This window comes from Pararhizobium sp. DWP3-4, assembly GCF_049898205.1.
Classification (GTDB): domain Bacteria; phylum Pseudomonadota; class Alphaproteobacteria; order Rhizobiales; family Rhizobiaceae; genus Pararhizobium.
The window spans coordinates 112,102-134,322 of sequence record NZ_JAFCXF010000008.1 but is presented as its reverse complement, the minus strand read 5'-3'; the positions used below and the strand labels follow the sequence as shown (position 1 = coordinate 134,322).

Annotated in this window: 19 protein-coding genes, 1 pseudogene and 1 other annotated feature; of the genes and pseudogenes, 9 read left to right on the top strand and 11 right to left on the bottom strand. The window is 60.8% G+C overall.

Translation table 11 applies throughout. The features are described from left to right. Nucleotides 1-26: 26 nt before the first annotated feature. The 3 genes from ACP7E6_RS20780 to ACP7E6_RS20770 all read right to left on the bottom strand — a co-directional run bounded on the left by ACP7E6_RS20780 (nucleotide 27) and on the right by ACP7E6_RS20770 (nucleotide 2,606). Nucleotides 27-1,607 carry an ABC transporter permease gene (locus ACP7E6_RS20780; protein ID WP_426231615.1) on the bottom strand — a complete coding sequence of 527 codons (1,581 nt, stop codon included), beginning with the start codon at nucleotides 1,605-1,607 and terminating at the stop codon, nucleotides 27-29. Nucleotides 1,608-1,841: 234 nt separating this feature from the next. Next, on the bottom strand, nucleotides 1,842-2,093 hold the full coding sequence (locus tag ACP7E6_RS20775; RefSeq protein ID WP_426231614.1) for a helix-turn-helix domain-containing protein: 252 nt from the start codon (nucleotides 2,091-2,093) through the stop codon (nucleotides 1,842-1,844). A gap of 228 nt (nucleotides 2,094-2,321) precedes the next feature. Next, nucleotides 2,322-2,606 carry an acylphosphatase gene (locus ACP7E6_RS20770; protein WP_426231613.1) on the bottom strand — a complete coding sequence of 95 codons (285 nt, stop codon included), beginning with the start codon at nucleotides 2,604-2,606 and terminating at the stop codon, nucleotides 2,322-2,324. A gap of 147 nt (nucleotides 2,607-2,753) precedes the next feature. Between ACP7E6_RS20770 and ACP7E6_RS20765 the strand changes: the two genes are divergently transcribed. Beyond that, nucleotides 2,754-2,960: a hypothetical protein gene (locus ACP7E6_RS20765; RefSeq protein ID WP_426231612.1), complete on the top strand. Its 207-nt coding sequence runs from the start codon at nucleotides 2,754-2,756 to the stop codon at nucleotides 2,958-2,960. 288 nt (nucleotides 2,961-3,248) lie between these two features. On the opposite strand, the gene ACP7E6_RS20760 is transcribed toward ACP7E6_RS20765, so the two are convergent. Continuing rightward, nucleotides 3,249-4,640 carry a family 16 glycosylhydrolase gene (locus ACP7E6_RS20760; protein WP_426231610.1) on the bottom strand — a complete coding sequence of 464 codons (1,392 nt, stop codon included), beginning with the start codon at nucleotides 4,638-4,640 and terminating at the stop codon, nucleotides 3,249-3,251. Between the two features lie 202 nt (nucleotides 4,641-4,842). Then, nucleotides 4,843-5,511 (bottom strand): GntR family transcriptional regulator, encoded by a 669-nt coding sequence (locus tag ACP7E6_RS20755; RefSeq protein WP_426231609.1) that lies wholly within the window; start codon nucleotides 5,509-5,511, stop codon nucleotides 4,843-4,845. Between the two features lie 36 nt (nucleotides 5,512-5,547). Here ACP7E6_RS20755 and ACP7E6_RS20750 point away from each other — a divergent pair, with 36 nt between their 5' ends. The 8 genes and pseudogenes from ACP7E6_RS20750 to ACP7E6_RS20715 all read left to right on the top strand — a co-directional run bounded on the left by ACP7E6_RS20750 (nucleotide 5,548) and on the right by ACP7E6_RS20715 (nucleotide 14,190). Beyond that, nucleotides 5,548-5,781, top strand: a complete 234-nt coding sequence (locus ACP7E6_RS20750) for a hypothetical protein (protein WP_426231608.1) — start codon at nucleotides 5,548-5,550, stop codon at nucleotides 5,779-5,781. A gap of 131 nt (nucleotides 5,782-5,912) precedes the next feature. Further along, nucleotides 5,913-7,181 carry an NRAMP family divalent metal transporter gene (locus ACP7E6_RS20745; protein ID WP_426231607.1) on the top strand — a complete coding sequence of 423 codons (1,269 nt, stop codon included), beginning with the start codon at nucleotides 5,913-5,915 and terminating at the stop codon, nucleotides 7,179-7,181. A gap of 10 nt (nucleotides 7,182-7,191) precedes the next feature. Beyond that, a complete protein-coding gene (locus ACP7E6_RS20740) occupies nucleotides 7,192-7,956 on the top strand; it encodes a LamB/YcsF family protein (protein WP_426231606.1) in 765 nt (254 codons plus the stop codon). A 22-nt stretch (nucleotides 7,957-7,978) separates the two neighbouring features. After that, entirely contained in the window at nucleotides 7,979-8,785 is an 807-nt protein-coding gene (locus ACP7E6_RS20735; RefSeq protein ID WP_426231605.1) for a putative hydro-lyase, read from the top strand. A 7-nt stretch (nucleotides 8,786-8,792) separates the two neighbouring features. Further along, nucleotides 8,793-10,394, top strand: a complete 1,602-nt coding sequence (locus ACP7E6_RS20730; protein WP_426231604.1) for a 5-oxoprolinase/urea amidolyase family protein — start codon at nucleotides 8,793-8,795, stop codon at nucleotides 10,392-10,394. 43 nt (nucleotides 10,395-10,437) lie between these two features. Next, a complete protein-coding gene (locus ACP7E6_RS20725; RefSeq protein ID WP_426231603.1) occupies nucleotides 10,438-12,165 on the top strand; it encodes an acetyl/propionyl/methylcrotonyl-CoA carboxylase subunit alpha in 1,728 nt (575 codons plus the stop codon). Between the two features lie 78 nt (nucleotides 12,166-12,243). Beyond that, a pseudogene (locus tag ACP7E6_RS20720) lies at nucleotides 12,244-12,483 on the top strand (C4-dicarboxylate transporter DctA); the annotation flags it as partial. 114 nt (nucleotides 12,484-12,597) lie between these two features. After that, nucleotides 12,598-12,653 (top strand) — a sequence feature (sul1 is cis-regulatory element that is thought to sense ions involved in sulfur or methionine metabolism; They are found in Alphaproteobacteria). Between the two features lie 70 nt (nucleotides 12,654-12,723). Then, the gene (locus tag ACP7E6_RS20715; RefSeq protein ID WP_426231602.1) at nucleotides 12,724-14,190 is read left to right on the top strand and encodes a SulP family inorganic anion transporter; all 1,467 of its coding nucleotides are present in this window, start codon (nucleotides 12,724-12,726) and stop codon (nucleotides 14,188-14,190) included. A 65-nt stretch (nucleotides 14,191-14,255) separates the two neighbouring features. On the opposite strand, the gene ACP7E6_RS20710 is transcribed toward ACP7E6_RS20715, so the two are convergent. The 6 genes from ACP7E6_RS20710 to ACP7E6_RS20685 form a co-directional block, all read right to left on the bottom strand. After that, nucleotides 14,256-15,116, bottom strand: a complete 861-nt coding sequence (locus tag ACP7E6_RS20710; protein WP_426231601.1) for an HpcH/HpaI aldolase/citrate lyase family protein — start codon at nucleotides 15,114-15,116, stop codon at nucleotides 14,256-14,258. Further along, nucleotides 15,113-16,330, bottom strand: coding sequence for a CaiB/BaiF CoA transferase family protein (locus tag ACP7E6_RS20705; protein ID WP_426231600.1), 1,218 nt, complete (start codon nucleotides 16,328-16,330; stop codon nucleotides 15,113-15,115). The genes ACP7E6_RS20710 and ACP7E6_RS20705 overlap by 4 nt, the downstream gene beginning before the upstream one ends. Beyond that, entirely contained in the window at nucleotides 16,327-17,382 is a 1,056-nt protein-coding gene (locus ACP7E6_RS20700) for an ABC transporter ATP-binding protein (protein WP_426231598.1), read from the bottom strand. The genes ACP7E6_RS20705 and ACP7E6_RS20700 overlap by 4 nt, the downstream gene beginning before the upstream one ends. Nucleotides 17,383-17,460: 78 nt before the next feature. Then, nucleotides 17,461-19,569: an ADP-ribosylglycohydrolase family protein gene (locus ACP7E6_RS20695; RefSeq protein WP_426231596.1), complete on the bottom strand. Its 2,109-nt coding sequence runs from the start codon at nucleotides 19,567-19,569 to the stop codon at nucleotides 17,461-17,463. Between the two features lie 18 nt (nucleotides 19,570-19,587). Next, entirely contained in the window at nucleotides 19,588-20,772 is a 1,185-nt protein-coding gene (locus ACP7E6_RS20690; protein WP_426231595.1) for an ADP-ribosylglycohydrolase family protein, read from the bottom strand. Continuing rightward, nucleotides 20,759-22,183, bottom strand: a complete 1,425-nt coding sequence (locus ACP7E6_RS20685; protein WP_426231594.1) for an extracellular solute-binding protein — start codon at nucleotides 22,181-22,183, stop codon at nucleotides 20,759-20,761. The genes ACP7E6_RS20690 and ACP7E6_RS20685 overlap by 14 nt, the downstream gene beginning before the upstream one ends. Nucleotides 22,184-22,221 lie beyond the last annotated feature (38 nt).

The window sequence follows — 22,221 nt, the reverse complement described above, 5'->3', positions numbered from 1 at the left end:
GCTCATGCGGTTTGAACTTGTCTTTTTCAGCTGTCCGCAGGCTGCCCCATCCGCGAAAGCAGGATCACAGGCAGTATCCCGATGACGACGATAGCCAGAGCTGCGATGGATGCTTCCTCATAGGTGCCCCTCGCGGCTTCGCCATAGAGATGCGTTGCAAATGTCTCGACGTTGAGCGGCCGCAGCAGCAGCGTGGCGGGCAGTTCCTTGACGCAATCCACGAAGACCAAGAGACCCGACGCCGTGATCGCCGCCTTCGACAACGGCAGATGGACATGACGGAACGTACCAGCCGCCGATTGACCAAGGACACGCGAGGCGTGGTCGAATGACATCGGGATACGCGACAATCCCGCATCGATGCCGCCAGCCGAGATGGCGAGGAACCGAACGGTATAGGCATAGAGCAAGGCGGCGCCCGAACCGATGAACAGGAGGCCAGTCGAGACGCCGAACCAGGCGGTGGCCGTACGATCGATGAAACCGTCGACTGTGGCGAGCACGATCAGCACGCCGATCGCAACGACCGTGCCAGGCGCTGCATAACCGAGCGTCGAAAGCCGCTGCAGCCACGCGGTCGCCGCTCCCGGCCGCAGCCGGCTGGCATAGGCGACGAGCAGGCCGAACAGGACCGTGATGATCGTTGCGGCGGACGCAAGAACGATGGTGTTGAAGGCTTCGCTGAGGAAGCGCGGCGAAAGTCCGGCGAATTCAATCCGCTTCCATGCTTCGTTGACGAGGTAGCTTGCGGGGGCACCAAAGCCGATCAGGATCGGCAGGAGCCCGGCGGTAAACAGCACCAGACCTTTTGCAGTCGATACCCGGCGCGGTTCGAAGGGGCGGCTGCGTTGCGCGCCGGTCGAGTAGCGCTGCTTGCCCCGCGCCCATTTCTCGAAAGCCACCAGTGCCACCACGACCATCAGCAACGACAGCGCGATCTGCGAAGCCCCCGGCAGATCGGTACGGGTGATCCATGTGGTGTAGATGGAGACGGTCAGCGTCCGCACACCAAGAAATTCGGAGGCACCGATATCGTTGAGGGTTTCCATCAGCGCGAGGCTGACACCGACGGCGACTGCCGGGCGGGCCAGCGGCAGCGCGACATGCCAAAAGACGGCGCGGCGCGAGATACCGAGCGTGCGCGACGCATCAATCAGGTTGGCCGACTGCGTCAGGAACATCGCCCGCGTTGGAATATAGACATAAGGGTAGAGGACGAATCCCAAAAGCAGGATGCACCCCGTCATCGAACGTACATCCGGCAGACGGAATTCCCTTGGACTGGAATAGCCAAGCAGCCAGCGGATCGCCCCCTGCACCGAGCCGATCGGGTGCAGGATGTCGAGATAGGCGTAGGCGATGATGTAAGTGGGCACCGCGAGCGGTAGCAACAGTGCCCATTCGAGCACGCGTCGGCCGGGAAAGGCATAGGCCGTGACCAGCCAGGCCGTGGACGTGCCGAGAACGGCAGTGATCAGACCGACGCCACCCAGCAGAATGGCAGTATCGACCAAGGCGGTTGGCAATATGGTGGAGACGAGATGAGACCAGAGCCCCGCCGAACCCTTGAGCGCCTTCACGGAAAAGACAATCAGGTCGCCCCACACCGCGGTTAAATTGCAGCGGCGCGGATGGCCGAGCCATGGCCGAGCGCTGCAGCCACCCGACGCTCGGTTGAAGGCAGCCGATCGATGAAAGTAATTTCTGCCCGATAAGGGAATTTTCGGTTTCGGTTGGAGCCCGTCTGTGCGGGCGGTCGATGAATGGCGCCTTTTCGGATCGGCGTCGCAAGCTCGCCTCGCCGCAGGCCCGCCGGAAACCGACGGGGAGCGGCAATCGGCTTAGATTTCGGTTCCCAGCAAGGCCGATACGGAAATCTGCAGTGCTGCGGCAATCCTTCTCAACTTGGCCGGATCGGCATCGCTGCCATCTTCAATGGCCGAGATCTCGGAATTTGCCAATCCGCAAGTCACTGCGAGGTCTTCGATGCTGTAACCGGCAGATTCACGATAGGCCTTGACCCTGGACGCAACGGTCCCGGCGGAAACGGCGTCGAGGCCAAGATTGTCGAAGTTATTGACTGCAATAGACATGGAAGTCTCCTGTTGTTCATGAATCGAACGTCTGCTTTATCGTTCCCCGTTTTATGCCTGACCGCAAAATACGAATTCCTTTTATTGCTGCAGTGCGGCATCGACAAGCGAATATTGCTGCATCCGCTAGATGGTCCGGTTCGAATGTTTTAGCCAACGTCGTTCATATCTTAAAAAGTTCAATCGAACCAATGGTATGTGAAGGTTTCCTCATGGATATGCGCTTGGTTATTTCGTGATGGTGAATCCCGACGGCACCTCCTCAATGCGCGCTGATTTCGTCTCGACATTCGCAACGGAAGCGCCAAAAGGGCCGATCCAACAGCGCTCCAGCATGGTGCTTACCGTTGCAGCAGGTCCGCAGATCAAGGCTGTCACCGACCCATCGGCTTCGTTGCGAACCCAGCCAGACAGATCAAGCCTTTGCGCTTGCCCGCGCATCCAAAACCGGAAACCGACACCCTGGACACGCCCGGTTATGCGAAGCAACATCGCTTTGGCTTCATCCGTCATGACCATTTCCACCAATTTCAGTCAGAACAATCTGGAGCAGGCATCGAAGATTACAAGCGTGTTTTCCAACGCGTCTTTCCCCTGCTATGGAAAGGCCGGCCCTGGATGAAACACCGGGCTCCCGATACGACAACAATGGAAATCGATATGGATACCGTAGAAATCAATGGGCGCAGCGATTTCGCTCTCTGGGCAATCCAGCGCGCGCAGGAAATCGTCATGAACGAGGGCGCAGCTCTTGCCCTGGCGGCCCGCGACATGAACGAAGACGCCCTCCAGGATAATGGCGCCGCACTTGGCAAGGCCATCGCGGACGCGATGCTCGAGGTTTTTGACGGCTTGATGACCGAGTAGTCGAAACACGTTCAGCGAGCATCGCCGCCCGCCGAACCGATATCGATTTGCCCGGCTCCGGAATGGGCCGTCTGCGCCTTAAAGCGGCGTGACGTCGAACCCGAACCACTTCTCCGACAATGTCTTGATGGTACCATCGGCTTTAGCCCCGCTATAGCCCCAAGACCAGCGTCGCCAAGCGCCGTGAACGCGCTCACAGGTGAGCAGCCTGAGACGCGAATTCGAAGAATGCTTCAAGGCACCGAGGCCGAAGAGTGACAGAGGTCAGAGGCGCTGGCGACGCTGATATCAGGCGAGATCGTCCAGCGTATAAGCGCGGATATAGTCGATCTTCATTTCCGAACCATCAGGAAGCCCGTCCGTGGGCGCCCCGGCCATGCCGCCGACGGCGAGGTTGACCAGCATGTACATCGGTTTGTGCATGTCGGACGGCGTATCAGCACGCGCGACGGCGACATCATCGATATACCAGACGATCTCATCCTGCTGCCACAGGACGCCGTAGGTGTGAAAACCTTGCGTATCGACGACGCTGACGGCGGTGGCAACCGACGTTTGCTGGCCGGTTTCGTTTGAGTGGACGGTCACATGCACGGTGTTGGGATCCTGGCCGCGCATTTCCACGACATCCAGTTCCGGTGGCCAGGAGCCATCTTCCGGAAGCAGCCAGAACGCGGGCCACGTTCCTCTATCTTCCGGCATGTCGGCGCGGATTTCGAAATAGCCATAAGTCTGTGAAAAGGATGCATGCGTCGTCAGCATGCCGGACGTGTAATCGTACCCCTCGACCTCGGCGCTGATCGCGTCCGGGGTTTTCTCGGCTGTGATCGTCAAGACGCCGTCGCTGACGTAAAACGGATTGCTGGCGGATGTTGGCGCATGGCGTGGGTTGACGTACCATTGAAGCTCGCCGTTGCCCGTTAACGTGGCCCCCTTCTCGGGCGCCCACCAGTATTTTGCTTCCCAGACCCCCTCCGTGCCGTTCACAAGCTGCAGCGTGTCGAAATTATCGCCAAATGTCTGGGTCAGAGCGGCGCGATCGAGGCTCAATTCGAACTGGCCGGCATTCAGATCGGCTTTACTCGTATCGGCAAACACCAAGCTTTCGCCATCGCCAAGATCAAGCCTGAGATGTGCGCCTTCCTGGGTCGCATGGGCGAGAACCTGATCAAAGGATGTCAGCGAATAGTCATTCAACCGGACGATATCGGCGGCATCGAAATCGGTGATCAGATCACTGCCATTGCCCTTGGCGAAAATGAAAGTATCCGCGCCGGCACCGCCGGTGAGCACGTCATTGCCGGCGCCGCCGTCCAGCGTCTGCCGGCCGGAGGCTCCCCTGATGATGTTGTCGGCGGCATTTCCGAAGGCATAGCGGAGATCGCCGGTGACAGTGAGGTTCTCGAAATTGTCGGGCAAGGTATAGCTCATCCAGGTGCTGATCGTGTCGATACCCTGCCCTGCCGCCTCGTATGCGCGGTTTATCGCCGAATAGAGGTAGTAGATATCGTCCCCCATGCCGCCGCTCATCGTGACGTTGACGGCGCTATCGCCCCACATGGAATCATTGCCCGCTGTACCGCGCAATGTCGGGCCGGAGCCGGTTGCGGAGAAAAACCCGGTCGAACTGTCGCTGTAAAACAAGGTTTGCCCGATGGCGTTCAAAACGGTTTTGCGCATGATCATCTCCTGTGGTCCTGCTGGCAATAGCCAGTGGCACCGGAAACGGGATCGATGCCGCAGTGCAACCAAGGTACACCAGGCTGCCGGATACCCCATCAAGGATCGGGCTGGTGCGCGCGAAACCGTCAAGCTGCGTTAATATGCAGACAAACAATCTCGTTCTGGATCAAGTGTGACCGATTTCGGAGCAGTAAGACAGTCAGTTTTTCCCCTTGTCTGGAATGCGCGAGAAGGCGGCAAGGACCGTGCGTTCCGATTGAAGAAGGTAGCTTTCCAACGTTGCTGCAGCCTCATGCATTTCGCCCGCATCAAGCTTTTCGACAATGGCGGCGTTCAGTTCGATATAGGGCTCATGCAGAAGTTCGGGACTGTCAAGAAGTCCGAAGCTCAGGCGAAGCTCTGCGGCAATCTGGAGGTAGAAAGCGTTCAGACGTTCGCTGTCGGCGAGATCGACGATCGCCGCATGGAAGACCATGTTGGCGCTGCCGACCGTGCCCCAATCACTCTTAACGCTGGCTGCGCGCGCTTCCTCGACAGCGGCGCGCATGCGGCCGACTGCGGGATGCTTCGGATAGGCCTGCGCCACAGCCCGGCACTCGATGACGCGGCGCACGCGGTAGATATCGATGATCGACGCCATGCTGGGGATGGCGACGAAAACGCCACGGTTCGGCTCGTGACGCAGCAGCCCTTCCTTGGTCAGAAGCCGGAATGCTTCACGCAGCGAATTGCGGGAAACTTGCAGATCGGCGCTCAACTTTACTTCCGACAGACGATGGCCGGGCTTGAGTTCGCCAGCGATCAGCTTGTTGCGGATCGCTTCCGCCAGGCGGGGCGCAAGTGCGGATGTCATGTCCTGGTCAGTCATACACGTCCTTCATGCGAAGTGATAAGCACCTCGTGGTTGACCGATATCGTGGTTTTCTTCACTTGGAAATGGGGTCTGCATCGATCGCGTGAATGGGCGTATGATCTGCAGCTTGAATGCGGCAGCCATAGAGGGATTCCGCAATCCGGCTACGCTTTATTCGGTGGCGGCAAGGCCGCCTACGCAGCAGCAGATACTGAAAAATGCATCAAGAGACACGGATTCGCTTCTTGGTTCAAATATGAAAAGCTCAACATTTCAACAATATGATGGAACGATGAAATAATAATCGTTGAACAATATTGACAGGGTTGTGAAATGCGGCGAGGTTGTGGCTGTCAATAAAATTGACTGGGCCCGTGCGGGGAATGTGCGGCGCCTGTAAATAAAAGCGAGGGTTCATGGAACAGTCACCTATTTCACCCAACAACGGCACACCGCCAACGCCCGCCATGTCGGCCAAATCGCGGCGGGCCGCACTTGTCGCCGCAATCTTCCTGATGGCCACATCCGCCATTGGCCCGGGCTTCATTACCCAGACGGCCACATTCACAAGTCAGCTCGGAGCCGCCTTCGCTTTCGCGATTCTTGCCTCCATTCTCATCGATTTCGTCGTGCAGCTGAACATCTGGCGGATCGTGACGCTGACCAAGATGCGCGCGTCCGACATTGCCAATGCGGCCATTCCGGGCACCGGTTACCTTTTGGCAGTTCTCGTCATCGTCGGCGGCCTGTTCTTCAATATCGGCAATATCGGCGGCTCTGGCCTCGGCCTCAACGCCATGCTCGGTCTCGATCCGAAATGGGGCGGCGCAATCAGCGCCCTGATCGCCATCGGCATCTTCAGCTCGAAGCGCGCCGGCGTTGCCATCGATCGCCTGATCGTCGTGGCCGGTGTCCTGATGATCCTTCTGACGCTGTATGTCGCGATTGTCTCCGCACCGCCGGTCGGCGATGCGCTGTTCCAGACCTTCCTTCCCTCCACCATCAATTTTGCCACGATCACCACAATCGTCGGCGGTACGGTCGGTGGCTACATCACCTATTCCGGCGCACATCGTTTGCTCGACAAGGGCACTGTCGGCATCGAGAATCTTGGCGCAGTCAACCGTGCCGCGTTGACCGGTATCGCCGTCACCGGCCTGATGCGCTATGTGCTGTTCCTTGCTATTCTCGGCGTGGTCGCCAGCGGCGTTGTCATCGATGTTTCCGGCAAGGGCGCCAATCCGGCAGCACAGGCCTTCCAGGCGGCTGCGGGCGATGTCGGCTATCGCATCTTCGGTGCCGTTTTATGGTTTGCCGCCATCACCTCGGTCATCGGTGCGGCCTACACTTCGGTGTCGTTCATCACAGTCTTCAAGAAGGATATCAGTGAGCGTGCCCGCAACATCGCGACAGTGATCTTCATCGCCGTCTCGTTGTTCTTCTACGTGATCATCACCACGCCACCGGCGCAGATGCTGATCTTCGTTGGTGGACTAAATGGCCTCATCCTGCCGATCGGCCTGTCGATCTTCATCTATGCTGCCTGGGCACGTTCCGACCTCATGTCCGGTTACCGCTATCCGCGCTGGCTGCTGGTGCTCGGCGTTCTGGCTTGCGCGCTCACCTGGTACATGGGCTACAAGTCGATCGGCCCGATCTTCGCCCTGCTGTCGCCAGCCACCTGAGGAGATAAACATGACTGCCATCGATCTGAACAGCGATCTCGGTGAAAGCTACGGCGCGTGGCGCATGGGCGACGACGACACGATGCTTGCCATCGTTTCCAGCGCCAATGTTGCCTGCGGCTTCCATGCCGGTGATCCCGCCGGTATCTGGAAGACCGTCGAGGCGGCCGCCAAGAAAGGTGTTTCGATCGGAGCGCATGTCTCCTATCCCGATCGCGTCGGCTTCGGCCGGCGCGACATGGACGTGACGAGCGGCGAACTCATCGCCGACGTCATCTATCAGATCGGTGCGCTGAAAGGCATGGCGGCCGCCGCCGGAACAACCGTCGGCTATGTCAAGCCGCATGGCGCCCTCTACAACCGCATCGCCCATGACCCCAAACAGGGCCAAGCGGTGATCGATGCCATCAAGGCGATCGACCCGTCACTGGTGCTGATGGGCCTTGCCAATGCCCCGATCCTTGCGCTTGCGCAGGCGTCGGGTCTCAAGACCGTCGCCGAAGCCTTCGCCGACCGTGCCTATACGCCGGACGGACAGCTCGTTTCGCGCCGCGAACAGGGTGCTGTGCTCCACGACACACAATTGATCGCCCGCCGCATGCTGCAGCTGGCCCGGCAGGGCACGCTTGAGGCGGTCGACGGCTCGACCATCAAGATCGATGCGCAATCGATATGCGTCCATGGCGATAGCCCGGGTGCCGTTGCCATCGCACAGGAAATTCGCCGCGCCTTCGAGGCCGACGGCATCACCGTCCGGTCGTTTCTGCCGGCTTGATGGATATTGTGGGAGGAACACAATGATCGCGATAGACCATCTCCGCCATGTGAATGCCGAACAGGCTCGTATTGCCCGCGAACGCTACCGTGCTGGCAGCATCGAGCCGACATCGGGCGTCGCCCCCGGCTTCACCCAGGCCAACATGATCGTTCTGCCACGCGACTGGGCCTTTGATTTCCTGCTGTATGCGCAGCGCAATCCGAAGGCTTGTCCCGTCCTCGACGTATCCGATCCCGGCTCGCATGCCACGTTGCTCGCCCCCGGCGCTGACCTGCGCACCGATATTCCGCTCTACCGCATCTGGCGCGATGGCAAGCTGGCCGAAGAAACCGCCGACGCGCGCACCGCCTGGGCCGAGCATCCCGATCTCGTCAGCTTTCTGATCGGCTGCAGCTTCACGTTCGAGACACCAATGGCGGAAGCCGGCATCGAGATACGGCACATCACCGACAAGTCCAACGTGCCGATGTATCTGACCAACCGGCCATGCCGCCCGGCCGGGCGTCTGCACGGCAACATGGTCGTGTCGATGCGGCCGATCCCGGCGTCGCGCGTTGCCGATGCGGCAACGATTTCCGGTCGCTTTCCGGCCGTGCACGGTGCGCCTGTGCATATCGGCGCACCGGAAGAGATCGGCATCAAGGATCTCGCTAAGCCCGAATTTGGCGATCCGGTACGCATCGAGCCCGGCGAAATCCCCGTTTTCTGGGCCTGCGGCGTTACTCCGCAAGCAGCCGTGATGGCATCCGGTGTGCCGTTTGCCATCACCCATGCGCCGGGGCATATGTTCATCACCGATATCCCCGATTCCGCTTACCACGCCTGAGGTTCCGATGCGTTTTCTGCCCGTCAGCCTGACAGTCCTGCTTGTCGAACTCGCCGATCTCGACGAGACGCTGGCGCTGTTTGCCTCGCTCGAAGCCGATCCGGTCGACGGCATCGAAGACATGGTGCCGGCCGCCCGCACTCTGATGATCCGGTTCCGGCCGGAAAAACTGACGGCTGACGAGCTTGCCGGCGCAATCGCGACCCGCGATCTCTCCGCCCGCATCGCGCCATCAGACAAGTGCGTGGAAATCGCCGTCCACTATGACGGCGAAGATCTTGCCGATGTCGCAGGCCTCACCGGCCTCTCGGTCGAGGAGGTCATCCGCCGCCACACCGAGAGCGAATTTACCGTCGCCTTCTGCGGCTTTGCGCCCGGTTTCGGCTATCTCGTCGGTGGCGATCCCGCCCTGCAGGTGCCGCGCCGCCAGAGCCCGCGCACGAAGATACCGGCCGGCTCCGTCGCCTTGGCTGGCGCCTTTTCCGGCGTCTACCCGCAGGCAAGTCCTGGTGGCTGGCAGATTATCGGCACGACGCCGGAAAAGATGTGGGACCTGTCGCGCGATCCACCGGCATTGTTTCAGCCGGGTTACCGGGTGCGCTTCACCGATCTTTCGAAAAGCCAGACGACCATCTCCGCAGCTGCCGCCAAAACGCCTGCAAAGCCGGTGCCGCCTGCGGCAGCGGATACCCTGACGCTCAAGGTCCTTGCCGCTCCCATGCCGGCGTTGTTTCAGGATCTCGGCCGCTTCGGCCAGACCGGTCAGGGCGTCTCGTCGTCCGGCGCTCTCGACCTCGGCGCGTTTAAGGCCGCCAACCGCGTCGTTGGCAACCCCGTCGATTTCGCCTGTCTCGAAATCACGCTCGGTGGCTTCTCCTTCGAAATCACCGGCCGCGCGGTGTTGGCCATTACCGGCGCCCCCTGTCCCATTCTCATTCGCGACTCTTCTGGGCGCGTGCAGACGGCCGAAACCTACCAGCCGATCTCGCTGGAGCCCGGCGATATCGTCACGCTTGGCCATGCGCCGAAGGGTATGCGCTGCTATCTGGCGATCCGGGGCGGCTTTGCCGTCAAGCCGGTGCTTGGCAGCGCTTCCAGCGATACGCTCGCCATCGTCGGTCCGGACCCGGTATCAACCGGCACCGTGCTGACAGTCGCGACCGGGACCAAGGGCCTCGCACCTGTTTCTCTCATCGAAGAACCGGCCTTTGAGCATCCGGCGTCCGGCGAGACCGTGACGCTGGACGTGGTCATGGGCCCTCGCAGCGACTGGTTCACCGAGACCGGCATCGCAACGCTTTCCGGACAGCTCTGGACGATGACGCCGCAATCCAACCGTGTCGGCATCCGGCTGTCCGGCGACGTGCCGCTGGAGCGCAAGGACAAGGCGGAACTGCCAAGCGAAGGCACGGCCACCGGCGCCATCCAGGTGCCGCATAGCGGCCAGCCGGTGCTGTTCCTTGCCGACCATCCGCTGACCGGCGGCTATCCGGTGATCGGCACCGTCGCCGAATATCATCTCGATCTCGCCGGGCAGATTCCGGTCAATGCAAAGATCCGTTTCCGGCCCGTGACGGCCTTCGCCGATATCAAGCCCACCAAGGCCTGAGATCGCGATGCCCGGCCGACCAAAGACAATGAGGATAGACCCCATGAAAAAAGTGCTGATTGCCAATCGTGGCGAAATCGCCGTCCGCATCATCCGCGCCTGCCGCGATCACGGCATCGCCTCCGTTGCTGTTTATGCCGACCCGGACATGGATGCGCTGTTCGTCCAGCTGGCCGACGAAGCCTACGGGCTTTCCGGCAGCCGGCCGGCGGAAACCTATCTCGACATTGAAAAGCTGATCGGCATCGCTAAGCGCTCCGGCGCCGATGCCGTGCATCCGGGTTACGGCTTCCTCTCCGAGCGGGCAGAGTTCGCCCGTGCCGTCATCGATGCCGGTTTGATCTGGATCGGTCCCGACCCGCAGGTCATCGAGGCCCTCGGCGACAAGGTCCAGGCACGGCGGATCGCCACCAGCGTCGGCGCCCCTCTGGTTGCCGGCAGCGACGGCCCTGTCGAAACGGCAGCAGAAGTTATCGCCTTTGCCGAACAGTATGGCCTGCCGGTGGCGATCAAGGCAGCGCATGGCGGCGGCGGCCGTGGGATCAAGGTCGCCTGGCATATGGAAGACATCGCCGAACTCTATGAGTCGGCCGTGCGTGAAGCAAAGGCGGCCTTTGGCCGCGGCGAGTGTTTCCTGGAACGGTTCCTCGACCGTCCGCGCCATATCGAGGCACAGGTCATCGCTGACAAGCACGGCAATGTCGTCGTGCTCGGTACCCGCGATTGCTCGCTGCAGCGGCGCAACCAGAAGCTCGTCGAAGAGGCCCCCGCCCCCTTCCTCAGCGACGCGCAGCGCCAGTCGATCCATGATGCCGCGAAAAAGATCTGCGCTGCTGCCGGCTATTCCGGCGTCGGCACGGTCGAATTCCTTCTCGGGGTCGATGGTACGATTTCCTTCCTCGAGGTCAACACCCGCCTGCAGGTCGAGCACCCGGTTACCGAAGAGACGACCGGCATCGATTTGGTCATCGAGCAGTTCCGCATCGCCGACGGCCTACCGCTGCTGGTCACTGAGACGCCAGCCCCGCGCGGCCATTCGATTGAGTTCCGCATCAATGCCGAAGATCCCGGCCGTGGCTTCCTGCCGACGCCGGGCACCATTACCACGTTCGAAGCTCCGTCCGGTCCCGGCGTGCGGCTCGACAGCGGCGTCGTGTCCGGCTCGACCATTCCCGGCACGTTCGATTCCCTGATGGCGAAGCTGATCGTCACTGGCGCCACCCGCGAGCAGGCACTGACCCGCGCCCGCCGGGCACTCAAGGAGTTCAAGATCGAAGGCATCGCAACGGTCCTGCCATTCCACCGCGCCGCGATGGAAGCCGCTGATTTTATCGGCGAAGACGGGTTCAAGGTTCACACGCGCTGGATCGAGACCGATTTCGCAGACACCCTGACGGCTGAAGCCCGGCCCGACCCGGGCGCCGATACATCGCTCATCCGCACCCATGTCGAGATCGACGGAAAACGTCACGCGCTCGGCATTCCGGCCTCGCTGCTTGCCGGCCTTGGTGGCCTGAAAGCACAGGATTCGGATCCGGCGAAAACCGCGGATGTTGAGGACGCCTCAACCGTTGTGGCTCCCATTTCCGGTACGCTGCAAGCCTGGAAATGCGCCGATGGCGACACCGTCAAAGAGGGCGATCTGATCGCCGTGATGGAAGCGATGAAGATGGAAACGCAGATTCTCTCGACCCGCTCCGGCGTGTTGCGGATCAAGGCTGCGGAAGGCGCTTACGTGAATGCCGGATCGGCACTCGCCCGGGTCGAGTAAGGCCCGGCCCTGCAGGTCAGTCTGAAGAGCGCTCGCAGCTTGCATCAAGCCGCGAGCGTTTATTGTTTGTGATGCGCCTCGCTTGCAGCGACACTCTCGGTCGTACCCGCCGTTCCCGTCGCCGTCATGGCGCTCATCCTCGGCATCGACCGCGTCATGTCCGAATGCCGGGCGCTGACCGATCTCGTAGACAATGCCGTTGCAACCATCGTCGTCGCCCGCTGGGAAAATGAGCTCGATACGGAGCAATTGGCAAGTGCGTTGCAGGGGAATGCCGGCCAGGCACCATCGATTGGTGCTTTGCAGCCCGCAGAATAAAGACCAGACCGCAATCGCATCAGCGAGACACGACACGCAGACAACACGCCGATTATGGTGGGACATTTCGTGTTGCATCGCCGCAAAAATGCGGTCTATAAACCCTGTAATCACCACGGACCCGGTGAAACTCCGGGTGGCTCTTCTGGCCGCCGATCCGCCAGACAACGCAAAACCCGCGTGCCAACTCGATAACCGCTTTGAGAAGCGCGTTGGTCATGCTTTGCGAGAACTCATCCCATGCAATTTTCATCCATCCGCCGGGATTGGTCCGCCAATCCCATGCGCGACATGCTCGCGGGCGCGGTCGCCACGTTCGCACTGATTCCCGAGGTCATCGCGTTTTCGTTCGTTGCCGGCGTCGATCCGCAGGTCGGCCTGTTTGCCTCGTTTGTCATCGGCATCGTCATCGCGTTTACCGGTGGGCGTCCCGCAATGATTTCCGCCGCCGCAGGCTCGGTCGCGCTGGTTGCGGCACCTCTGGTCCACGCACACGGGCTGCCATACCTGTTCGCCGCCGGTTTGCTGGCCGGCGTTTTCCAAATTCTGTTTGGGATATTGCGCCTTGGCGTTCTCATGCGGTTCGTTTCAAATTCCGTTCGCACCGGCTTTGTTAACGCGCTGGCCATCCTGATCTTTGCGGCCCAGCTCCCACACATAATCGGCGGGGACTGGATTGCCTATGCGATGCTGGCCGCAGGACTGGCAGTCATCTACGGTGTTCCAAGGATCACCACCGCGATCCCGTCGCCGCTGATCTGCATCCTTGTTCTGACCGTTGCCTCGGTCACATTACAGCTGCCGGTCATGACTGTTGCAGACCTCGGGAAGTTGCCGGATACACTTCCGATCTTTGGCTGGCCCGCAGTTCCGCTGAATTTGGAAACGCTGGCAATCATTGCCGGGCCAGCGCTTGCCATCGCCATGGTTGGCCTGCTCGAATCGATGATGACCGCCAGCGTCGTGGACGACCTCACCGGCACTGCAAGTTCAAAGAACAGGGAGTGTACCGGTCTCGGTATCGCCAATGCTGCAGCCAGCCTGTTCGGCGGGATCGCCGGATGCGGCATGATCGGCCAGACCGTCAGCAACGTGAAATACGGTGGACGCGGCCGTCTCTCCACCCTGTTTGCCGGTGCCTTCCTGCTGATTTTGATGGTCTTGCTCAAGCCATGGGTTTCTCACGTTCCGGTGGCGGCCTTAGTTGCCATCATGGTGATGGTGTCGATCGATACGTTCGACTGGTCGTCATTGCGCTCGGTGGTCGTTCATCCCAAGATGTCGAGTGCCGTCATGGTGGCGACCGTTCTGGTGACCGTGTTGAGCTCCAATCTGGCGCTGGGCGTAACGGTGGGCGTCCTTCTGAGCGGTGTGTTCTTCACGTTCAAGGTCGCCCGTCTGCTGCAGGTGGAGACAGAGACAGATGCGCAGGCTGGCCGCGTGTCGTATCGCGTATCGGGCCAGGTCTTCTTTGCATCCGCAGACATCTTCATCGAGGCGTTTGAAATTCAGGATGCCGTGGGCATGGCAGTTCTGATCGATGTGACGGAAGCTCACTTTTGGGACATCACGGCAGTCGCAGCGCTCGACAAGGTGGTGCAGCGGTTCAAACTGCATGACATCCCCGTGGACGTCGTCGGCCTCAATCAGGCAAGTTCGGCGCTGATCGGCAGCCTCGACGGCGCGGTGGAGCCGAAAGCGGTTTGAGCCGAGCCGGAGCTCCGGCGGCATTGTTTCAAAAGCGGGACGTACGGCAAGCGAGGCGTCCCTCTTCACCCGTCTTCGCCATCTCGCCCAACCTTGGCCAAGATCGCGCGGGCGCGTGACAGTACCGGTGCATCGACCATTCTGCCTTCGAATGCAAAGGCTCCACGGTTCTCTGTGGCTGCCTTGTCGGCTCCAGCAATCAGACGCCTTGCCCAATCGCATTCCGCTTCGGTGGGCGAAAAACCAGTGTTCAGAAACGGAATGGCGGACGGGTGGATGCAGGTTGCGCCGTCAAATCCGAAGGTCTTGGCTTCAATGGTTGCCGTCTGCATGGCGCCGCTATCGGCGTAATCTGCGATGCTGCGGAGAAGACCGAAGGATAGTTTGCCATGCGCCTTGGCCGCCATATGGACAAGGAGTTTGGGTAGCCGCAGGACATCCGGGCTCGGCTCGGCGCCCATCATCGTGGCAAAGTCCTCACTGCCGAGCGCCATGCCAAGCACACGGGGATGCGCGGCCAAGGCCCGCGCGTCAAACACCGTGGCCGGATCTTCGATAAGGCAAATGAACGGCATGGGATCACGGCCCAGTTCATGCGCCAGCGGCGCAAGATAGGCAGCGAGCCGGTCAAGGCCCTCCACGGTCTGCACTTTTGGGACAACAAGGCCATAGGCGCCGGCCCTGCACGCTGCCGCCGCATCATCGAACTGCAGATCGGCCTCGGAATTGATCCGCACGAAGATTGTTGCACCCAATTGCCCGGTTTTACGGGCGGAGTCAGCCAGCCCTTGGCGAGCGCTAAGCTTGCTCGCCGCCGGTACCGAATCCTCCAGGTCGAGAATAATTGCATCGGCACCGCGCTGATGCGCCTTGTCGATAAACCGGGCGAGATGGGCCGGGACGTAAAGCAGCGAGCGCAATTTCATTGAGCAGCACCGGCAACGATTGCAGCTATGGCTTCAGGGGAAACGCCCGCCTCCACCAGAACCTCAGCAGTGTGTTCGCCAAGTGCCGGAGCCGGGCGCCGGAAACCTCCGGGGGTTGCCGACATACGCGGGACGATGTTGTGCATGGGCAGCACGCCGTGTTCCTCGTCGTCCAGCGAAACGATCACTTCGCGCTCAGTGAAATGCGCATCGACGGCTGCATCGGCGATGCTGTAGATCGGCCCAACGGTCGCGCCACTGTCGCGCATGATCGCCAGTGCCTCGTCATGCGACCGGGCTAAAAACCAGGCGCCGATGGCTTCATCGACCAGATCCCGATGTTTCAGCCGTTCGCTATTGGTGGAAAAGCGCGGGTCCTCATTCATGTCCGCCCGGCCGATAATCTCGAAAATACGCCGGGCCACAGCGGGCGTCGATCCCGAGAGCGCCACATACTGGCCATCGGCGCAGCGATAGACATTGCGCGGGCATGCGGTGTTGGAGGCACTGCCGGTGCGCTCCTTGACCTTGCCGGTCAGCGCGTAGATGCCCGCTTCAGGGCCGAGCACGGAAAAGATCGGTTCCAGCAGCGACAGATCGATCACCTGTCCGCGTGCTTTGCCCTGCTGCCGGGCGAAAAGTGCCGTGACCGTGGCCGACATGCCGTAGATGCCGGCGATCATGTCGGCCAGCGCCAGCGGTGGCAGAACCGGCTCGCGGTCCGGAAAGCCGGTGCGATAGGCATAGCCGCTCATGCCCTCGACGATGGTGCCGAAGCCTGGAAATTCGGCATAGGGACCCGTCTGGCCAAAACCTGAAATGCGAACGAGGACCAGATCGGGATTGCGCGCAAGCAGGAGGTCCGGGCCGAACCCCATCTGTTCCAGCGTCCCGGGGCGATAGTTTTCGATCAGCACATCGGCACCGTCGATCAGTGTCCAGAGGGCCTCGCGATCCGCTACTTGGCGCAGGTTGAGCACTACGGACCGCTTGTTGCGGCCATAGGTCTTCCAGAATAGCGACAGGCCCTCCTCCTTCCACTCACGCAAGGGGTCGCCGATCGGCGGCTCTATCTTGACGACATCGGCACCGAAATCGGCGAGTTGCAGCGACAGCATATTCCCTGCCACCAGTCTCGAAAGATCGAGCACCTTGATGCCCTCCAGCGGACCTTCAGCACTTGGATCCCAATGCTTCCGCGAAAAGCCGGTCATTGGATGCGTTCGCCGGAGGCTTCATCGAATAGGAGCACATTGCCGGGGTCGATGCCGATCCTGACGTGTTCACCCGGCAAGAGTGGCGGGTCGTCGCCCAGCACCATGGTGATGTCGGCCGCGGCCAGCCGGAGCGTGACTTCCTGCGTGTCGCCGGTTGGCTCGACCAGCGCGATCTCGGCGCCGATGCCGTCATCGCTGAGACGGATATGCTGCGGGCGGATGCCGTAAGTAACTCTACGCCCCCGCGCCAGATTGAGGCCGGGCGGCAGCGGCAGTGCGGCGCCATCGGCAAGCCGCAGCATCGCGCCGTCGACCACGCCTTTCAAGAGATTGATTTCCGGCGATCCGATGAACCCGGCGACAAAGAGATTGCACGGATTTTTGTAGAGCTCCAGCGGCGGCCCCATCTGCTCGATCTTGCCGCCGTTCAGCACGACGATCGTGTCAGCCATGGTCATGGCTTCGGTCTGGTCGTGGGTGACGTAGATGGTCGTCTTGCCGAGACGTTGGTGCAGCTTCTTGATCTCGCCACGCATCTTGACGCGCAGCTTGGCATCGAGATTGGACAGCGGCTCATCGAACAGGAAGGCGCGCGGATCACGCACGATGGCGCGCCCCATGGCAACGCGCTGGCGCTGCCCGCCGGAAAGCTCACGCGGCAGACGGCCGAGAAGATGCTCAAGGCCGAGGATTTCGGCGGCGTCGTTGACGCGCCGGCTGATCTCCGCCTTGGATACGCCAGCGAGTTTGAGCGCAAAACTCATATTGTCGGCGACCTTCATATGCGGATAGAGCGCATAGCTCTGGAACACCATTGCAAGGTCGCGTTCCTTTGCCGGCATGTCATTGACGATCTTGCCGCCGATGGTGATCTCGCCGGCGCTGATATCCTCCAGCCCGGCAATCATCCGCAACAGCGTGGACTTGCCGCAGCCCGATGGACCGACCAAGACCACGAACTCGCCGCTGCTCATGTCCAGCGAGATATCGTTGAGTACGGACAGGCTGCCGTAGCTTTTGCCGACGTTCCTGAGTTCGATCTCAGACATGCATGTTCCTCCCAGTTGATCCGCCAAGGCTACCATCGCCCGCCCTTCTCGGTGTTGAGAAGGGCGGGCACGGCTTGCTCAGACGGCTTCGACGATCTCGAGCGTGCCCACGCTCATGCGCCCCAGCGCACCGAGACGAAGACCGGCCATGCCATAGATGTACTGATCGTCTTTTGCCTCGATCAACGTCTTGCCATCGACCGAGAACGACAAGGCATCGCGTTGCACCGAAAATGCCAACGCATAGTTGCGGCCGAATTCACGCTTGAACGGCGCCCGGGCCAGAACGGTGGTGCCGAAATCTTCCTTCAGGATCACCACGTCATCGCCATCGAACCCGGCCGCATAGAACTGGCTGGTGCCCTGAACGCGGGCGGTGACCAGGTGTGATGTCCCTGCCAGCGGCTGGATATCGGCCGAAACGGTAACGGCGCGGGCATAATAGTGCCCCGTCCAGATATCGGCATCGCTGGCCGTGTGGGCGTGGATGCGACCATTCTGCAGGGTCCAGTGGCCGCGGTTCCAGGTAAAGCGCGAAATCGCGCCCCATTCCTGGACTTCGGTCTTGGGGTCGATCACCGTGTGCCCGGCACCCTCGACCTTGAAATCGGCAAGGAACAGGCGGCCGAGGAATTTTAACCGGCCGAAATATTCCACCTGGATGCCGATTTCATCGATGGCTTCCAGACCTTCCGGGATGGTGAACGCATAGTCCTGCCAGCCCTGATGATCGGGCACATGCCAGCCGCCGATTTCCTCGATCGTTCCGGACATGGCGCGGCGAACATAAGGAACGACACGCAGATTGCCGTCGCCGTTCCACGGATCGAGCAACAGCTTGAACGAGACCTTCTGTCCCGCATCGACCAGCGGCGTAAACATCGGACGATAACGCTCGTCGTCAAAATCCTCGCGGCGATAGAACGGTTTCCAGAAGATGCGGCCGCCATGCCCGCGCTCCAGCCGGTCGAGCTGGATTTCCAGCGAGCCACGCGAGCCTTCGACATGCCTTTCGGTCGATGCCTTGACGCTGATCTGGTTGAAGCCCGCAGTCCGGAAGGCGTGGGTAGAGCCGGGCAGATCAAAGTCGAAGCGGACGCCACGGCGGGTGAAGTCTTCGAGCCAGAGAGCCGGCACCTCATCGCCGCGAAGCTGCAGCGCCAGCACCGTTAGTTCGCGCGCAAAGGACGGAATATCGACGATGTTGATCGAGCCGACGACGCCGGATGCGATGACGAAATCGTTGATCGGCGTCCGGTAGCGATCCCAACCCGGCTGCACACCGTGGAACGTGCCGACGATGGCACCGGCATTGCCGGCATTGCAGTCGGTATCCCAGCCGGCCATGGTGGCAATCTCTGTGGTGCGTGGCAGGTCGCCCTCGCCGTAGAGGATCGCCATGACGGTGACGCCCGCATTCGGGATGATATGGCAGACGCCCGGATAACGATCGTAGCCCCATTCGGCCGTCAGCATGTCGCGGCAGGCGCGCCAGTTGCCGGGATTGGCCTTGTGGAAATCGATCACCGCCTGAGCGACGCGGGCATAGGTGGATTTTGCCGATATCGTCGCCATGGCAGTGGCGACGATATCGGCAATCGACGTTGCTTCAAACGCCGCAGCAATCGCAGCAGCGCAGAAGCGAGCGCCATTCAAACCCTCGCCGTCATGGGCGACGCTTGCCGCGCGAGCGGAGGCGTCGGCAGCTTTCTGCGGTTCGCCCGGATGTACCCAGCCCCAGCTGTCGATGAAGATCTGTCCGCCAATCTGCTCGGCGACGGATGCGCCGTTCTGGGCGATCGAGCCGGACTGCGGCGCTGGGATCCCGGCACGCAGGTTGCGATAGGCCGTGTGTTCGGTGGATACGCCGAAGCCGCCCCACCAGTACATGCCATGTTCCTCGGCTGCATAGTTTACCCAAGTCCGGCCGACATCGGCAGCACTCGCCTTCAGGCCGTAGTCGCGCAAGGCGCGGATGAAGTAGACCGGACCGTTGGTATCGTCATCGGCAGCGAAATTCTTGAAGTCCCGGAGATATTGTGTGACTTCGCCATAGGTCTTCTGGATGCGCTCATAGCTCCAGATCGTCGGTTCGACCGGCGCGCCCAGACGAACGCCAATCGCCTTGCCGATAAAGCCGGCATAGATCTTCTCGTAAATCATCTCTTTGGTCAGCTTGGACATCATGCGTCTTTCTTTGCAGTTCTAATTCAGGAGAGCAGCGCGGCTTACGGCGCGGCTGTCGGCAGCAGCCTGGTCGGCTGCGAGGATGGCTTTGACGGTTTCGGTAAACGCATCGGCCGATGCAATGAGGTCGAGCCGGTTTGCCGCGTCGAGCAATTGGCAATCGGCCTTGCCGATAACCTCTTCACCATGCATGGCGCCGAGGATGGCGCCGGCCATCACGCCGATCGAGTCTGTATCGCGGCCGGAATTGATCCCGTCTTCGATCGATCGGCGGAAATCGCCGTCATTGACGAGGCAGAAGCCCAGCGCCAGCGGCAGTTCCTCGATCGAACCCAGGCGGGTTGGCTGATAGGCAGCGGTCAACCGGCCAGCCTTAGCGGGCGTGTGGTTGACGTCGTCGCCCATTGGGGAATAGGGCGCGATAATCCGGTGGAACTCGGCAACGACGCTTGAATGGTCCGCACCCTGTGTTTTGAGCTGACGGGCACTCTGCGCGATATCGGCGATGGCATTGCGGGTGCCGTCCTTTGCCAGTGCCAGCGCTGTTTCGACCACGGCATCGATGGTCGTCACCGGAACGAAGGCCGCCGCGACTGCGGCTGCAAACACGCCCGCCGCTTCGAGGCCATAGCTTTCCTGGTGACCAGAGGCAAAGGCGATCGCCTCGTCATAGGCTGCCTTCGGATCGCAGGCATTGACCACGCCGATCGGCGCCACGTACATGGCTGCGCCGCAATTGACCATGTTGCCGATGCCACCCTGCCGGGGATCGCAGGAGGTCAGCTGGTGACGCTGGAAGATCCATTTTTCCGGATAAAACAGCCGCTCGATCAGCATCGCCTCGCGCTGCAATTCCGGCACGTAGCGGGGTATCCAGGCGATCTGCCGCACCATGCCATCGGCCATGTCCCAGGCGTCCAGATGCCTGCCGACCTCGGCATAGATATCCATCAGGCAGAGCGTCATCAGCGTATCGTCGGTGACGATGCCGTTGCCGCGCACCCTGCCGTTGCGCGCCGTGTCGTCGAGCGACATCTTGTGCCATTGCGTGTCGAGCGAGGAAACCCGGCCATACCGGGCCGCGATATCGGCCACCGGCAGTTTTTCGACCGGAGCCCCCATGGCGTCGCCTAACGCGACGCCATGGATGAGCGCGCGAACTCTCCCCTTGAGAGAGAGCCCGGAAGCACTATTTTTTTGCATCGAGAACAGTCCTTGCATAGTCGTTGAGACGTGTGCCGCCAGCGGCTTCCCATTCGGCAATATATTGATCCCACTGATCCATTGTCGCCGCGCCGGAGATGAACTTGAAGACCCAGGAGCGGTAGACGTTTTCCGTGGCATCGAGATCGGCGGCATAATCGGCCGGCCAGACGAATGTGTTGTCCGGCTTGAAATCCTTCTGGATCGTCGCCAGCGACTGCTGGGCGGCCTCCGATTGCCAGACCACCGGTGGCGTCCAGTTTGCCGCTACCATGAAGCGCGCATACCAGGTGGCGATCTTGTCGGTCACCTTGTAGGTGTCGCCCTCCTTGGTGAATTCCTGGCCTTCAAAACCCAGCCGGTCGAACATCTGCCCTTCTGGGCTTGCCATGAAGTCCAGGAGCTTCATCACTTCGGCCTTGTGTTCTGAGGTCGTCGAGATGGCAAAGCCGCGCGATTCCTTCGACACATCAACGGCAGACAGACCCTGACCGCCCGGCCCCTTCGGGGGTGCCAGAAGAACGAGTTCGGTGCCCGGATGAACCTGCCGCATCTTGCCGCTGTAGATGTCGATGACTTCACCGGAGGAGCCGAAGATCACGCCGGCCTTGCCGGTGTAGAACTTGTCTTCCTTCACATCGAACTTGGTGGTGATGTATTCCGGATCATAGAGCCCCTGTTCGCGTAGCGAGGCATAGAAGGCGATCTTGTCCTTCTCCTGGCTGGTGATCCGGGCGCTGACCCATTCGCCGGCCGGATTCTTCATCCATGTGCCGGTGATCCCGAACGCCTGGTTGAAGATCGAATCCAGTTCGTTGGTGTTGTCAGCCGTGGTCACGCCATAGGTATCTGCGACGCCGTTGCCGTCGAGATCGCCGTCCTTGATCGCCTTGAACAGGGTCACGTAGTCTTCGACGGTTTCAGGTGCCTTGAGGCCGGTCTTTTCCAGCCAATCCTTGCGGATCACCGGCTGCGGGCCACGAACCGGATAGACGTAGAGAAGGTATGGATAGTTTTTCAGGCGCTCGACATTGTGCGGCCAAAACGCATCCTTGAGATAGGTCGTCCCGGCAATCATCGGCCCCAGATCTTCAAGCACGCCCTGCTCGACCATCTTGGCATCGCCACCCTGGAAATAGATCAGGTCCGGGATATCGCCCGACAACAGCATGACTGAAAGCTTGTCGGCATAACCAGACGACGGCAGGTCGACGAGTTCGATGTCCAGATCGGTGCCCTGCGCCTTCAGCGCTTCCTCAATGCGCTTGATATGCTTGACATCGTCCGGATTGTTCGGGCCGAAATCCTTGGACACGATCCGGATCTTGATCGGTTCGGCCATGGCAGGCACGGTGATGCCAAGGCACAGCGCCAGGGCGGTCGAGGTCGTCAGGACCAATTTTCTAAGCATTTCGTCTCCTCCGCTAGATTTGCTTTTTTGGTTATTGC

Excerpts from the sequence above, each read along its gene's own strand:
- ACP7E6_RS20725 (WP_426231603.1), top strand. The coding sequence starts at position 10,438 with ATGAAAAAAGTGCTGATTGCCAATCGTGGCGAAATCGCCGTCCGCATC.
- ACP7E6_RS20760 (WP_426231610.1), bottom strand. The coding sequence starts at position 4,640 with ATGCGCAAAACCGTTTTGAACGCCATCGGGCAAACCTTGTTTTACAGC.
- ACP7E6_RS20775 (WP_426231614.1), bottom strand. The coding sequence starts at position 2,093 with ATGTCTATTGCAGTCAATAACTTCGACAATCTTGGCCTCGACGCCGTT.
- ACP7E6_RS20770 (WP_426231613.1), bottom strand. The coding sequence starts at position 2,606 with ATGACGGATGAAGCCAAAGCGATGTTGCTTCGCATAACCGGGCGTGTC.
- ACP7E6_RS20745 (WP_426231607.1), top strand. The coding sequence starts at position 5,913 with ATGGAACAGTCACCTATTTCACCCAACAACGGCACACCGCCAACGCCC.
- ACP7E6_RS20710 (WP_426231601.1), bottom strand. The coding sequence starts at position 15,116 with ATGAAATTGCGCTCGCTGCTTTACGTCCCGGCCCATCTCGCCCGGTTT.
- ACP7E6_RS20730 (WP_426231604.1), top strand. The coding sequence starts at position 8,793 with ATGCGTTTTCTGCCCGTCAGCCTGACAGTCCTGCTTGTCGAACTCGCC.
- ACP7E6_RS20740 (WP_426231606.1), top strand. The coding sequence starts at position 7,192 with ATGACTGCCATCGATCTGAACAGCGATCTCGGTGAAAGCTACGGCGCG.
- ACP7E6_RS20765 (WP_426231612.1), top strand. The coding sequence starts at position 2,754 with ATGGATACCGTAGAAATCAATGGGCGCAGCGATTTCGCTCTCTGGGCA.
- ACP7E6_RS20695 (WP_426231596.1), bottom strand. The coding sequence starts at position 19,569 with ATGATGTCCAAGCTGACCAAAGAGATGATTTACGAGAAGATCTATGCC.
- ACP7E6_RS20705 (WP_426231600.1), bottom strand. The coding sequence starts at position 16,330 with ATGACCGGCTTTTCGCGGAAGCATTGGGATCCAAGTGCTGAAGGTCCG.
- ACP7E6_RS20735 (WP_426231605.1), top strand. The coding sequence starts at position 7,979 with ATGATCGCGATAGACCATCTCCGCCATGTGAATGCCGAACAGGCTCGT.
- ACP7E6_RS20690 (WP_426231595.1), bottom strand. The coding sequence starts at position 20,772 with ATGCAAAAAAATAGTGCTTCCGGGCTCTCTCTCAAGGGGAGAGTTCGC.
- ACP7E6_RS20685 (WP_426231594.1), bottom strand. The coding sequence starts at position 22,183 with ATGCTTAGAAAATTGGTCCTGACGACCTCGACCGCCCTGGCGCTGTGC.
- ACP7E6_RS20700 (WP_426231598.1), bottom strand. The coding sequence starts at position 17,382 with ATGTCTGAGATCGAACTCAGGAACGTCGGCAAAAGCTACGGCAGCCTG.
- ACP7E6_RS20755 (WP_426231609.1), bottom strand. The coding sequence starts at position 5,511 with ATGACTGACCAGGACATGACATCCGCACTTGCGCCCCGCCTGGCGGAA.
- ACP7E6_RS20715 (WP_426231602.1), top strand. The coding sequence starts at position 12,724 with ATGCAATTTTCATCCATCCGCCGGGATTGGTCCGCCAATCCCATGCGC.